This is a genomic window from Catenulispora rubra (assembly GCF_015356825.1).
GTDB lineage: Bacteria > Actinomycetota > Actinomycetes > Streptomycetales > Catenulisporaceae > Catenulispora > Catenulispora rubra.
Genome location: NZ_JAACYW010000311.1, coordinates 1 through 13,246 on the forward strand (window position 1 = coordinate 1; position 13,246 = coordinate 13,246).

General features: G+C 70.1%; 10 protein-coding genes, 1 tRNA gene and 1 pseudogene. 8 read left to right on the top strand and 4 right to left on the bottom strand.

Going from position 1 to position 13,246, the window contains the following annotated elements:
• The 3 genes and pseudogenes from GWK61_RS45780 to bcp form a co-directional block, all read right to left on the bottom strand.
• Window positions 1-239: pseudogene (locus GWK61_RS45780) on the bottom strand (hypothetical protein); the annotation flags it as partial.
• A 102-nt stretch (window positions 240-341) separates the two neighbouring features.
• Window positions 342-415 (bottom strand) — tRNA-Leu (locus tag GWK61_RS45785).
• 67 nt (window positions 416-482) lie between these two features.
• Complete coding sequence (gene bcp / locus GWK61_RS45790; RefSeq protein ID WP_194919054.1) at window positions 483-971, bottom strand: thioredoxin-dependent thiol peroxidase; 489 nt, start codon at window positions 969-971, stop codon at window positions 483-485.
• Window positions 972-1,056: 85 nt separating this feature from the next.
• Here bcp and GWK61_RS45795 point away from each other — a divergent pair, with 85 nt between their 5' ends.
• The 6 genes from GWK61_RS45795 to GWK61_RS45820 all read left to right on the top strand — a co-directional run bounded on the left by GWK61_RS45795 (window position 1,057) and on the right by GWK61_RS45820 (window position 7,924).
• Window positions 1,057-1,416, top strand: a complete 360-nt coding sequence (locus tag GWK61_RS45795) for a GroES family chaperonin (protein WP_194919036.1) — start codon at window positions 1,057-1,059, stop codon at window positions 1,414-1,416.
• 58 nt (window positions 1,417-1,474) lie between these two features.
• On the top strand, window positions 1,475-2,590 hold the full coding sequence (locus GWK61_RS45800; protein WP_194919038.1) for an AI-2E family transporter: 1,116 nt from the start codon (window positions 1,475-1,477) through the stop codon (window positions 2,588-2,590).
• 121 nt (window positions 2,591-2,711) lie between these two features.
• The gene (locus GWK61_RS45805) at window positions 2,712-4,181 is read left to right on the top strand and encodes a protoporphyrinogen/coproporphyrinogen oxidase (RefSeq protein WP_194919040.1); all 1,470 of its coding nucleotides are present in this window, start codon (window positions 2,712-2,714) and stop codon (window positions 4,179-4,181) included.
• Between the two features lie 164 nt (window positions 4,182-4,345).
• On the top strand, window positions 4,346-6,085 hold the full coding sequence (locus tag GWK61_RS45810) for an MFS transporter (protein ID WP_194919042.1): 1,740 nt from the start codon (window positions 4,346-4,348) through the stop codon (window positions 6,083-6,085).
• Window positions 6,086-6,182: 97 nt separating this feature from the next.
• On the top strand, window positions 6,183-6,785 hold the full coding sequence (locus tag GWK61_RS45815; protein ID WP_194919044.1) for a hypothetical protein: 603 nt from the start codon (window positions 6,183-6,185) through the stop codon (window positions 6,783-6,785).
• Between the two features lie 215 nt (window positions 6,786-7,000).
• Window positions 7,001-7,924 (top strand): undecaprenyl-diphosphate phosphatase, encoded by a 924-nt coding sequence (locus GWK61_RS45820; protein ID WP_194919046.1) that lies wholly within the window; start codon window positions 7,001-7,003, stop codon window positions 7,922-7,924.
• Window positions 7,925-8,010: 86 nt separating this feature from the next.
• Here GWK61_RS45820 and GWK61_RS45825 read toward each other — a convergent pair whose 3' ends face one another.
• Entirely contained in the window at window positions 8,011-9,549 is a 1,539-nt protein-coding gene (locus GWK61_RS45825) for a GlnX family signal transduction membrane protein (RefSeq protein WP_194919048.1), read from the bottom strand.
• A 171-nt stretch (window positions 9,550-9,720) separates the two neighbouring features.
• On the opposite strand from GWK61_RS45825, the gene GWK61_RS45830 reads away from it, so the two are divergent.
• Both GWK61_RS45830 and GWK61_RS45835 read left to right on the top strand, forming a co-directional pair.
• Window positions 9,721-12,021: a HelD family protein gene (locus tag GWK61_RS45830; RefSeq protein WP_323748056.1), complete on the top strand. Its 2,301-nt coding sequence runs from the start codon at window positions 9,721-9,723 to the stop codon at window positions 12,019-12,021.
• 84 nt (window positions 12,022-12,105) lie between these two features.
• A partial coding sequence (locus tag GWK61_RS45835) for an LCP family protein (RefSeq protein ID WP_194919052.1) occupies window positions 12,106-13,246 on the top strand: 1,141 nt, incomplete at its 3' end.

Genomic DNA, 13,246 nt, shown 5'->3' on the forward strand with positions numbered 1-13,246 from the left:
GCCCCGGCTATCCCGCCCTGCACGTATTCAGCGCCCGGCGCGTACTGCGCACCCGGTCCGGGCTGCCCCTCGCCGATCGCCGGCGCGGTCTCCGTCGGGTAGCTCTGCTCGGGCAGCGCCGGATACCCCTGGCCCGGAGCACCGGCCGCCCCGAACTGACCCGGCAGCGGTGCCTGTCCGGGCGGAGCAGGCGGGCCGTCGTATCCGAACGGGTTGGGTTCGTTGGTCGGTGTGCTCACGGTCGCGCATCCCCCAGGCTTCGTCGCGTCGATCTTCAACCGTCGCCGGGGAGCCTAGCGGCCGGCAGCCGGACGGCGGCCGACATGAACAAGATTTTGGAGTGGGGCCGACGAGATTTGAACTCGCACTGTAACGGACCTAAACCGTTTGCCTCCTGCCATTGGGCTACGGCCCCACCGCAGGCTATCGCGTCGGCGACCGGCGCCGCACGCGACCTGCTCGTCCTGCTTGTCCTACCGGTCCTACTCGTCCAGACCCAGATCCCGCCGCAGCTTCGCCACGTGCCCGGTGGCCTTCACGTTGTACTGCGCCACTTCCACCTTCGCGACGCCCTTCTCGTCCACGTCCAGCACGAACGTGGAGCGGATGACGCCCACCACGGTCTTGCCGTACAGCTTCTTCTCGCCGAACGCGCCGTACTCCTCCAGCACCGCCTTGTCCGGGTCGGACAGCAGCGGGAAGGTCAGCGCGTCGCGCTCCCGGAACTTCGCCAGCTTCTCCGGCTTGTCCGGGGACAGGCCCAGGACCGCGAAGCCCTCCTTCTGGAAGGACGCGATGTTGTCGCGGAAGTCGCAGGCCTGCTTCGTGCAGCCCGGGGTCATCGCGGCCGGGTACACGTACAGGATCACCTTGCGGCCGGCGAAGTCGGCCAGGCTCACGGACGCACCGTGGTCGTCGGTCAGGCTGAAGGCGGGAGCGGTGTCTCCGGAGTTGAGTTTCACGCGTCCCAGGCTAGCCTTCCGTGCCCGTGTCCACCTGCCGCGAGCGGCGTGCCGCCGAACCGCCGGCGCTCATTTCTTCCCCGCGCTCAGGACCATGGGCTCGTGCGATAGCGTCACAAGCGTGAGTTCAGGAGAGAAGCTTCCGATCCGGATGCTGCACGACCGCGTGCTGGTGCGCGAGGACCCCGAGGCGGGGGACCGGCGCTCGTCCGGGGGGATCCTCATCCCGGCGACCGCGCACGTGGGCAACCGCCTGGCCTGGGCGGAGGTCGTGGCGATCGGCGCGAACGTGCGCACGATCCAGATCGGCGACCGGGTGCTCTACGACCCGGCCGACCGCGGCGAGGTCGAGGTGCGCGGGACGGACTACGTGCTGCTCCGGGAGCGCGACGTGCACGCCGTGGCGGCCGAGCGGCTCGCCGAGGGCGAGGGCGAACCCGGCCTGTATCTCTGAGTTCGGCGGCCACCGACTGGTTACCCGTAGACCACCCGCTTCCCCTAAGGTCGTGGCCATGGCTGGTGACCAGGCGACCTCGACGCGCGCCCCGCACTCCGAGCCGTCGAGAGCGACCTCCGACGATCCGCCCTCGCTGTCCGCGATGCCCGCAGGCGGCTGGTTCGCGTTCGCCTTCTGGCTCGCCGCCGGCGGCATCACCGCCTACGCCCTGGTGCACGTGGTCTCGGGCCTGGGCAGCCTGCTGTCGATCCTGATGCTCGCGGTGTTCTTCGCCACCGCGCTGGACCCGATGGTGACCGCGCTGGTGAACCGCGGGCTGCGCCGCGGCCTGGCCGTCTTCATCGTCGCGCTGGGCGTGCTGGCGATGTTCGCCGGGTTCGTGGCGGTGATCTTCCCGCCCATCGACCGCGAGGTCAACTCCCTGATCAACGCCATCCCCGGCTACCTGAACGACCTGCGCAACAAGTCGACCTACCTGGGCAAGCTGGAGAACAAGTACCACCTGATCGAGAAGGTCAAGTCCTGGATCAACGCCAACAAGGCCGGGACCCTGGACCTCAACGGCATCCTGGGCGCCGGCAAGGCCGTGTTCTCCCTGCTCACCGGGACCCTGGCCGGGATCGCGCTGACCTTCTACTTCGTGGCGAACATGCCCGGTATCAAGAACTTCGCCTACCACCTGGTGCCGGTCCGCCGCCGGCCGCGGGTGTCCGAGCTCTCCGACCGGATCCTGGCGCAGGTCGGCAAGTACGTGATCGGCCAGATGATCATCGCCTCCATCGGCGGGTTCTTCACCTGGATCTGGGCGATGGCGTGGTCGATCCCTTATCCGGCCGCGCTCGGCCTGGTGGTCGCGCTGTTCGGGCTGGTCCCGGTGGTCGGCTCCTCGATCGGCGGCGCGGTGGTGACGCTGGTGGCGCTGACCGTCTCGCTGAACGTGGCCATCTTCACCCTGGCCTACTACGTGGCCGCGCGTCTGGCGGAGGACTACCTGGTCGCCCCCCGGGTGAACCGGCGCACGGTGGACGTGCACCCCATGGTCACGATCGTCGCCGTCCTGATCGGCGCCGCGCTGTTCGGCATCGTCGGAGCCCTGGTCGCGATCCCGGCGGCGGTGGCGATCCGGCTCATCGCCACCGAAGTGCTCCTGCCGCGCATCGACGAGATGTGATACGCCCGCCCCGGATACGGCATGATCTCCCCTATCGGGTGAGACCCGAGACGCAGCATGCGCGGCGCGTTCCGGGAATGGGGTGGGACTACTACTGTGGGCGTTCTGATGGATACCAGCGATGACCGGTAGGGCTGATCTCGTCGTGCTCGGCGCGGGTCCCGCGGGCCTGGCCGCCGCGTGGCGCGCCGCCCGCCGCGGCCTGTCCGTGGACGTGTTGGAGCGGGCCGAGACCGTGGGCGGGATGGCGGCGTCGTTCGACGTCGCCGGGTTCCGCGTGGACTTCGGCAGCCACCGGCTGAACCCGGACCTGCCGGAGCACATCCTCGCTGATCTCAGAGCCCTGATGGGTTCGGACCTGCAGACCCGGTACCGCAACGGCCGGCTGCTGGTCGGGGACCGCTGGGTGACCTACCCGTTCAAGCCGCGGGAGCTCGCCAAGTCGATGCCGGCGGTGCCGATGGCCCGGGCCGCCTTCGACGCGCTGGCCACCACCTGGCGCGGCAAGAAGCAGATCGCGGCGGCCGAGTCGTATGCGGAGCTGATGCGGGCCGGCTTCGGGCCGACGATGTACAAGCAGGTCTACGAGCCCTACGCCGCCAAGCTCTGGGGTGTCTCCGGCGAGGACATCGACATCGACCAGGCCCGGCGCAAGGCGGGCTCGCAGACGATGTTGACCGCGCTGGTGCGCAGCGTCCGCAACTCGATCGCCAGCGAGTCGCTGGCGTACCTGTACCCGCGCCGCGGCTTCGGCCAGCTCTGCGAATCCCTCGCGGACGCGGCGATGGAGGCCGGCGCGCGCATCCGTCTGGGAGCGGCGGCCGAGCACCTCGCGGTCGACGCCGACGGGGTCAGCGTCACCCTGGCCCGCTCGGAGTTCCACGGTTCCGCCGCCGAGCGCGGCGGCTGGTCGGGGGAGCAGCACTGGGCCGAGGGCGGCTCGGACATCAGGGCCGGCCACGTCTTCTCGACCATCCCGGTGCCGCTGCTGGCCCGCCTGACTTCTCCGGGCGCGCCGTACGAGGCGGTGGAGGCCAGCGGCAAGCTGAAGTTCCGCGCGATCCTGCTGGTCTACGCGGTCCACGCCGGCGGCCGCTGGACCGGCTGCGACGTGCACTACATCCCGGACGGCGACACCCCGGTCACGCGCATCTCCGAGCCGGCGAACCACCGCTTCTCGCCGGACGACCCGACCGAGCGGTCCGTGCTGTGCTTCGAGATCCCCTGCGACATAGGGGACGACCTGTGGGCCGCGGACGAGGACCAGCTCGCGAACCTGATCCGGGAGACGGTGCGCCGCCTGGGCCTGCCGCAGCTGAACCTGGAGTGGGTCCAGGTCAAGCGGATGCGCCAGGTGTACCCGATCTACCACAAGGGCTACCGCGAGGCGCTGGCCGATCTGGAGGGCTGGGTCGAGTCGCTGCCGCACGTCACCACGTTCGGCCGGCTGGGTCTGTTCACGCCGGACAACACGCACCACGCGCTGATGATGGGCTACGAAGCCGCCGACGCCCTGGGCAACGGGCAGTGGGACGCGCGGATGTGGGCCGAGGCGCGGGACCGGTTCACGCAGCACGTCGTCGAGAGCTGACCTGTATCCACTCAAATGCTGTGGTGACGCGGATCACAGAGTATCCGTGTCACAACGCATTGTGGGCCATCAGATGCCTCTCACCTCGGCATATTGTCGGTGGCCTCCTCTAGCCTGGATCCCAATCTGAGATTGAGTCCAAAGCCTGAGGGGGCTGACGAGGCATGGCTGAACCTGAAATATCCGCGGAGATAACCACTCCCGATCCCAAGCGCTGGCTCGCGCTGGCGGTCATCTTGTCCGCGGCGTTCATGGACCTGCTCGACGTGACGATCGTGAACGTCGCGATCCCGTCGATCCAGAGCCAGATGAAGGCCGGCTACTCCGCGATCCAGTGGATCACCGCCGGCTACGCGCTGGCCTTCGCCGTCGTGCTGATCACCGGCGGCCGGCTCGGCGACATCTTCGGCCGCAAGCGGCTGTTCCTGATCGGCATGACCGGCTTCACGATCGCCTCGGCGCTGTGCGGCGTGGCGGCGACCCCCGGCATGCTCATCGGCGCCCGGGTCTTCCAGGGCGGCATGGCGGCGCTGATGGTGCCGCAGGTCATGGCGATCATCCACGTCACCTTCCCGGCCGAGGAGCGCGGCAAGGTGATGGGCATGTTCGGCGGCATCGTCGGCTCGGCCGCGGTCGCGGGTCCCATCGTCGGCGGCCTGCTGGTGCAGTGGAACCTGCTCGGCCTGCACTGGCGCCCGATCTTCCTGGTGAACCTGCCGGTCGGGATCTTCGGCCTGTTCGTCGCCTTCCGCGTCATCAGCGAGTCCAAGGCACCGCACGCCAGCAAGCTCGACCTGCCCGGCGTCGGGCTGTCCGTGCTCGGCCTGTTCATGCTCGTCTTCCCGCTGATGCAGGGCCGCGACCTGGGCTGGCCGCTGTGGGGCTGGCTGATGATGGCCGCCGCGGTGCCGGTGCTGGCCCTGTTCGTGCTCTACGAACGCCGCAAGGGCGTGCGCGGGGACTCGCCGCTGGTGGAGCTGAGCCTGTTCCGCTTCCGCTCCTTCGCCTCCGGCATCCTGACCAACCTGACCTTCGCCACCACGCTCGGTGTCTTCTTCCTGGTGTGGTCGCTGTACATGCAGCTGGGCCTGGGCTGGACGCCGCTGCACGCCGGCCTGACCGGTATCCCGTTCTCCATCGGCGTCTCGGCCGCGGCCGGCATGTCGGTGCAGTTCCTGGTGCCCAAGTTCGGGCGCAAGGTGGTGCAGTTCGGCGTGCTGCTCATGGGTGGCGGCCTGGTGCTGTACATCGAGATGGCCAAGCACCTGGACCAGTCCTTCAACTCCCTCCAGATGGCGCTGCCGCTGCTGATCACCGGCGTCGGCATGGGCCTGGTGGTGGCCCCGATCTTCGACCTGATCCTCACCGACGTGCCGACCCGCGACGCCGGCTCGGCCTCCGGCCTGCTGAACACCAGCCAGCAGCTCGGCCAGGCCTTCGGCATCGCGCTGACCGCGCTGGTGTTCTTCAACATGATGGGGACCAACGCCACGAAGGCGGTGGACGACCAGAAGCCGGTCGTCACGCAGCAGCTGGTGGCCGCCGGGGTGCCGGCGCCGCAGGCCGAGCAGGTCTTCGCCTCGTTCAGGCAGTGCGCCGTGGACCGCGCCAAGGAGAAGGACCCGAGCACCCTGCCGGCGTCCTGCCCGAACCCGGCCCACCCGGACCCGAACCAGTCGCCGGCGGTCGGGAAGATCCTCGCGGAGCAGGGCGTGAAAACCGGCCAGGAGACCATGATCAACGGGTACGAGACCACGCTGTGGTTCGTCGCCGCAGGACAGTTCCTTGTCTTCCTGCTGATGTTCTTCCTGCCGAAGAACGTGCGGGCCAAGGCCCCGGACGGCTCGTCCGGGGCCGGCGACGACGCCGGTTCCGAAGATCTCGCACCTGTGTTCGCCCACTGACGAACCCCAGCTCACGAGCCTACTGCTGCCCCCGCGGGCGTTCGGACTTTTCCGGATGTTCACCGGGGGTTCGCCTTGATCGACAAGACTCGGGGGCATGGCGCGACAGTTCCGCCCGGAGCGGGTGGAGTATGACGTTCTCACCGCGCACCCCGATCCCGCCGAGGCCGCAGCCGGCGTGACTCAGTGGGCCACCGCCGCGGTGGATGCCGTCGATCCCGCTCCGCTGAACGGGATGGACGCTCTGAAGGACTACGTGCTGGCGATGGTCCCGCGGCTGCGGGACTTCGCCGAGCACGTGGCCCAGCCGAACGGCGAGGCGCACTCCCCGGCGCTGCGGTACGGGGCGTACCACAGCGTGCGCGCGATGATCCGGGACAAGAGCGGCATGGCCCTGGCCGAGGTGCACGCCGACGGCCGCGCGCTGCTGCCCGGGGAGCTCGACGCCGACCTGCGCGGCCGGATCAACGGGCTGGTGAACGTCGGCCTGCCGATGGTGACCCGGGCCGTGGACCAGGGTTCGTACGAGAACGCGCTGGAGTCCCTGATGAAGGCCCGCGGCGTGCTCAACGCCATGCTGCAGGCGGTGCTGAACATGGCCGTGTCCGGTCCCGAACCCCTGTCGCGGGAACAGCTGGCGGCCGTGCTGCGGGTGCAGCCGACGGATCTGGACAGCTGGTACGCCGGGCGGACCCCGTAAGCTGCGATCCGTATCCGCTGTCGGGCGCATAACTGCTACAGCTTGTCGTAGGCTGTCCCCGGTATCCGTGCCAGGGGCGGCCGGTCCTGCCGAACGCTCCGGACCGGGCCCGTGCGCTGCTGCTTTGCCCTGCGTTCACCGTCTGTTTCCTCGCGCCGCCGGACGCCCCTACTATCCTCCGGCAGACTGCATCCATTTTCCGACAGGGGTACGAGTTGTCCGGCCTCAACTATCTCGAAGCCTGCACCATCGGGCTGGTCCAAGGCGTCACCGAGCTGTTCCCCATATCCAGCCTCGGCCACTCGATACTCCTGCCGGCCTTCCTCGGCGGCAGCTGGAAGGCCGACCTGAACATGACCGCCAAGGACTCGCCGTACCTGGCGTTCCTGGTGCTGGCACACGTGGCGACGGCGCTGGCGCTGGTGGCGTTCTTCTGGCGGGACTGGGTGCGCATCATCAAGGCCCTGTTCACCTCGATCCGGCACCGAAGCGTGGAGGGCCCGGACGAGCGCCTGGCCTGGCTGCTGGTGATCGGCACGATCCCGGTCGGCCTGATCGGCATCGTGGCGGACAAGGCGCTGCGCACGCATCTGGGCAAACCGGTGCCCGCCGCGGCGTTCCTGCTCATCAACGGCTTCGTCATCTTCCTGGCCGACGCCATGCTCAAGAACTCGTCCAAGGGCCGGCACGCCGACGACGGCAACCTCCCGCCGCGCCGCGGCGAGCCCCCGGAGGTCGCGGCCGACCGCCGTCTGGCCCGGCTGGGCTGGAAGTCCGCCGCCGGCATAGGCGGCGCGCAGGCCTTCGCCCTGCTGCCGGGCATCAGCCGCTCCGGCATCACGATGGTCGCCGGCCTGGCCCGCGGCCTGAAGACCGAGGACGCGGCCCGCTTCGCGTTCCTGCTGGCCACCCCGGTGATCCTGGCCGCCGGCGTGTACAAGGCCCCCGAGCTGGCCAAGCCGGCGAACCACAGCATCCTGGGCCCGGCGATCGCCGGCTCGGTGCTGGCCGGGATCGCCGCCTACATCTCGGTGCGCTTCCTGACCAGGTATTTCGAGAACCGCTCGCTGCGGCCGTTCGGTGTCTACTGCGTGATCGCGGGAGCCATCTCGCTGGTCTGGTTCACCGTGCACCACTGAGTTCGCACGTCCCGAGCACTTCGGGCCGCCACCCGCGCGAGCGGTGTGGCGGCCCGAAGGCGTTTCACAGGGTTTTCACGGCACGGTCAGCGGTACTCGTTGAGCCGCGGCCGCAGCCCCAGCACGGTCAGCCCGATCAGCAGCGCCGTCAGGACGTAGGGCAGCCAGGTCCAGGTTCCGATCCCGCTCTTCGCGGCCGGCATCGAGCTCTCGAACTGCGCCTCGTTGAGGGTGATGACGTCTCCGAGGGCCTGGCTGTAGGCGTTGAACGCCTGGTCCGAGGACCCGACGGTGTCGGCGTTGGTGTCGAAGTCGATCGCCGCCTTCAGCCCCACCGGGGTGTTCAATGGCATGCTCCGGAGCTGCACGTCGTCTTGGAGGTACGTGTTGTAGGCGTCGAACGCTTTCAGCGCCGCTTCGGCCTCGCCCGGGAAGGTGATGTTGTGGAACTCCTCGCCGAAGCTGCTGTTCCGGGTCATCGACGTCTGTGACAGGTCGTCCACGGTGCGGGCCTTCTGCTCCTGGTACACCGCCCCGGCGTAGGTCGTGATGTCGGTCCCGCCGGGCACGTCGGCGATCGCCTGCTCGGCCCGGAAGAACGACTGCTGGTAGTCGCTGCGCGGTCCGGGGGTGTCGTGCGCGAGCAGCCAGCGGCTCTCGTCGGCGTTGATCCCGGCGCTGGTGGCGTTGGCCTCGCTCAGCGCCAGCACCGAGTCGAAGGCGTCGTTCTTGGCGGTGTGGAAGTCGGCCGCGGCCGCGGCCGTGCCCGCGGCACCGCCGATCATCAGGACCAGCGCGACCACGGTCGCGCCGGCCAGCGCCGGGTTCACCGTGCGCTTGAAGCGCCGGAACACGTACACCTGCAGGACGGTCAGGCCGCCGACCAGGAGCACCCCGAAGAGCAGGAACTCGCCGATCACGGTGTTCAGCGAACGGCTCGCCGACGAGGCGGAGGAGTCGATGGCGTCCCGGCTGGACTTCTCCAGGTCCGCGGCGGCCTTCATCAGCCCGCCCTTGTCGTCGCCGCCGAAGAGCAGATCGTGCCCGTTCTGGTAGTCGGCGAACACCGCGGCCGGCGCCGCCCCGGCGACCGGGCCGCCGACGCGCTCGTCGTCGGCGAGCGTGCGGACGGCCTGCGCCTGGTACTGGCCGAAGTCGTCGGACACGGTGTGCAGCTGCTTCAGCGCCGTCTGATCGCCGGCCAGCGCCACCGTCGCGTTCTCCAGGTCCAGGTCCGCGGTCTTGCGGTCGGTCTCGTACAGCGCCTCGCTGGCCGCGCGGGGCACGTGCACCTGGCTGTCGCCGTTCACGAGCAGCGCGTTGACCAGCTGCGCGTCCATGTCCTGGAGCCGGAACAGGAAGTCGTCGGTGGCGCGCACGCTGGGTGCGTCCGTGTCGCCGACGGTGCTGATCCGGTCTCGGACCCCCGAAGCCGCGGTCGTCAGGACGACGGCGGCGATGATTGCCAGAACGCCGGCGGCGGCCACGGCCGCGCGCAGGATGTTCGGCGTGGTCCCGCGAGGTGCGTGCGGGATGTGAGTGAGATGATCGCTGAAACTTGTTCCGCTGGTGGCTGCCCGGTGCGCTGTACTGCGGTTGGGCGCCTGAGTGAGAGTCCCCGACACGGTCTGAACATATGGCCGGACGGTGTGAGTGAGGACCCTGTGACGGCTGATTCAAACGGAATGCAAACACTTCCGGGGCGGACGGCGTTTGCCCGGGTGGGCTCGGTCTTGGATGATCGTGCGGTTGTGCCGGTTCAGTGGACCGGTCGGTAAACGATGAGAGGTCGCGGGGTGTCACCTCAGCAGGACGGTTCGGCGCACGTCAAGGAACGCGAGATCGCGGTCGAGCAGGAGGCCGTGGACGCCGCGTACGCCCGGCTGGCCCAGATGCGCGAGCAGGCCGCGAGCCGCGTGCGCGAGAGCTACAAGGTGGCGCAGGGCGGGACCTACTCGGCCCTGGTCGACCGGGACGTCCAGGTGATGGAGGCGGCCATCTGGGAGCGGTCCCTGGAGAACGCCTACAACGAACTGGTGTTCGGGCGCCTGGACCTGAAGCCCGAGCTCCCGGGCGAGGAGCTGGAGACCTACCGCATCGGCCGCCTCGGGGTCCGCACCGAGGAGCTGGAGCCGCTGGTCGTGGACTGGCGCGCGCCGGCCGCCGCGGCCTTCTACCAGGCCGCCCCGGAGGACCCCAGGGGCGTCGTGCGCCGCCGCGTGCTGCACTGCCGCGGCGACCGCGTCCTGGACATCGAGGACGACCTGCTCGACCCGGACGCCGCCCCCGACGGCCTGCCGGTGGTCGGCGACGGCGCCTTCATCGCCGCGCTGGCCCGCACCCGCACCGGCCACATGCGCGACATCGTCGCCACCATCCAGCGCGAACAGGACGTGGTGATCCGCTCGCCCGCCGACGTGAGCGTGGTCGTCACCGGCGGCCCCGGCACCGGCAAGACCGCGGTCGCGCTGCACCGCGTGGCCTGGCTGATGTTCCAGCACCGGCGCCGCTTCGGCTCGCGCGGCGTGCTGGTGGTCGGGCCGAACCGGCGCTTCACCGACTACATCGAACGGGTGCTGCCCTCCCTCGGCGAGGGCGGCGCGGCGCTGCGCTCGCTCGGCGACGTGGTCAACGGCGCCGAGGCCACCCGGCACGAGGACGCCGCGCGGGCCAAGCTGAAGGGCTCCCCGCGCATGGTGCGGATCCTGCGCAAGGCCGCGAACGACGCGCCGTGGGGCGCGCCGAAGGACGTGCGGCTGATCTACCAGGGCACCTTCTTCAGCCTGGACGCGCCGCAGCTGGTCGCGCTGCGGGAGCGGATGCTGCGCGGCGGCAGCCGCCGGCCCAACGCGGTGCGCGCCGACGTCATCCGGGCCCTGCAGGACGCCGCCTGGAACGCCTACCAGGACGCCAAGCGCGCCGCCGGCGACGCCTCGCCCTACGACGAGTACCCGGACCTGTTCGAGGACGACAGGCGCACCTTCCTGTCCGAACTGCGCTCCGAGCGGCCGTTCGCGGACTTCGTCACCGCCTGGTGGCCCCAGCGCTCCCCGCTGGAGGTGCTGCGCTCCCTCGGCGACCCGGCGTACCTGGCCGAGGTCTCGCGCGGTGTGCTCAGCCCCGCCGACACCCAGCTGCTCGCCGAGTCCTGGCGCGCGGTGGGGCAGGAAGGAGAGGCCGGTGTCGGCCTGTCCTACTCCGACATCGCGCTGCTGGACGAGCTCGACTCGCTGCTCGGCGAGGGGCCCCGCACGGCGCGGGCGGCCGCGGCGGCGAACCCGTACGTCGTGGACGGCGTGAACCTGCTCACCGGCGAGGAGACCGACGACGGCTCGGACCCGGAGGCCGGCGGCTCCCGCGAGCTGTCCACCTTCGGCGAGCGTCGTCGCGCGGCGCAGCGCGGCGGCTACGAGGAGGAGCCGGACCCCGAGGAGTTCGGGCACATCGTCGTCGACGAGGCCCAGGACCTCTCGCCGATGCAGTGGCGGATGCTGGCCCGGCGCGGCCGGCACGCGACCTGGACCGTGGTCGCCGACGCCGCGCAGAGCTCGTGGGAGGACCTGGACGAGGCGCGGCGCTCGATGGACCTGGCGCTGGGCACCTCGCGTGAGCGCCGGCAGTTCGAGCTGACCACCAACTACCGGAACCCGGTCGAGATCGCCGACTATGCCGCGACGCTGCTGCACCGGTTCCTGCCCGACGCGCCGCTGCCGCGGGCCGTCCGTTCGACCGGACGGCCGCCGGAGTTCGTGGTGACCGACGAGGCCGATCTGGCGGCCGCCGCCGGGACCGCCGCCCGCCGGCTGGCCGCGGAGGTCGAGGGCACGGTCGGCGTGATCGTGCCGATGACCAGGCTCGGAGCGTTCAGCGTGCCCGACGTCCCGGAGCGCGTGCAGGTCCTGGGCTCGCTGGAGTCCAAGGGCCTGGAGTTCGACGCGGTGGTGCTGGTCGACCCGGACCTGATCGCCGCGGAGTCGCCGATGGGCCCCCGGACGCACTATGTGACTGCTACGCGCGCGACCCAGCTGCTCGTCACAGTATCCCCCACCCGTCTCCCACCGCCGCCCGTTAACGAGGCGCTTCGCGCCACAAGTTGAATTGAGGGGGGAACCGCAGCAGGAGGACAAACGTCATCGAAGTAGGCGGGTGAGCGGGGACGCCGTGAGAGGGGAACAGGAACGATGAGCGAGGACACCTCCGGCATAGCCGACGACAGCTCCAGCGCGTCCTGGGTCCCCAAGCACGGCCAGGACGGGACCCCGGGGGCGCGGAGCGCGACCGGGCGGCGGGTCAAGCGCACGCTGATGATCATCTCCGGGATGCTGGTGCTGGTCATCGGCGGCACCGTGGCCTACGCCGGCTACTGGTACTACCGCATCGACCACAACATCAAGGGCGCGCCGCTGCACGGCGCGGTCGTGCCGCCGAACCAGCTGTCGATCGTGCAGCCGAGCCCGGACCCGTACGGCAACGTGCCGATCAACATCCTGCTGATCGGCACCGACGCCCGCCTGCCCGGCCAGGACGCCAGCCTCGGCGGCTACACCGACCCCTCCGGGCGCTCCGACGTGGAGATGCTGGTGCACGTCTCGGCCGACCGCAGCAACGCGACCGTGGTGTCGCTGCCGCGCGACACGATGGTGCCGATCCCGGCCTGCGTGGACGCCAAGGGCAACCAGTACCCGGCGCAGGGCGTCGGCATGATCAACTCGGCGCTGGCCGCCGGCCCGGGCTGCCAGGTGGACACCGTCGAGGAGTTCACCCACGTCAAGATCGACCACTTCATGATGGTCGACTTCTCCGGCGTCGTGGCGCTGACCAACGCCGTCGGCGGCGTCCCGGTCTGCGTCACCAAGGCGGTCAACGACCCCGACTCGCACCTGACCCTGCCGGCCGGCACCTCGGTGATCCAGGGCGACACCGCGCTGGCGTTCCTGCGGACCCGCGAGGGCTTCAGCGACGGCTCGGACCTCTACCGGACGCAGGCGCAGCACCAGTACCTGTCGGCGCTGATCCGGAAGATGAAGTCGCAGGCGACGCTGGACAACCCGATCCAGGCCACGCACCTGATGGACATCGCCAGCAAGTCCCTGACCGTGGACAACGGCATCGCCAGCGTCAACGCGCTGCTGGACCTGGCCAACACGCTGAAGAAGGTGCCGACCCAGAACATCACCTTCCTGACCATGCCCACGGTCGCCTACCAGCCGGACCCCAACCGCGTGGCCCCGGACACCGCCCTGGACGACCAGATCTTCTCGCTGATCGCCCACGACCAGTCGGTCACCGGCCCCACCACCGTGGCGAGCAGCGGCGCCGCCC

What these genes read in the sequence shown, in the direction of transcription:
- GWK61_RS45810 (WP_194919042.1), top strand. Translation starts at nt 4,346, where the DNA reads ATGGCTGAACCTGAAATATCCGCGGAGATAACCACTCCCGATCCCAAG.
- GWK61_RS45795 (WP_194919036.1), top strand. Translation starts at nt 1,057, where the DNA reads ATGGGCTCGTGCGATAGCGTCACAAGCGTGAGTTCAGGAGAGAAGCTT.
- GWK61_RS45815 (WP_194919044.1), top strand. Translation starts at nt 6,183, where the DNA reads ATGGCGCGACAGTTCCGCCCGGAGCGGGTGGAGTATGACGTTCTCACC.
- GWK61_RS45805 (WP_194919040.1), top strand. Translation starts at nt 2,712, where the DNA reads ATGACCGGTAGGGCTGATCTCGTCGTGCTCGGCGCGGGTCCCGCGGGC.
- GWK61_RS45800 (WP_194919038.1), top strand. Translation starts at nt 1,475, where the DNA reads ATGGCTGGTGACCAGGCGACCTCGACGCGCGCCCCGCACTCCGAGCCG.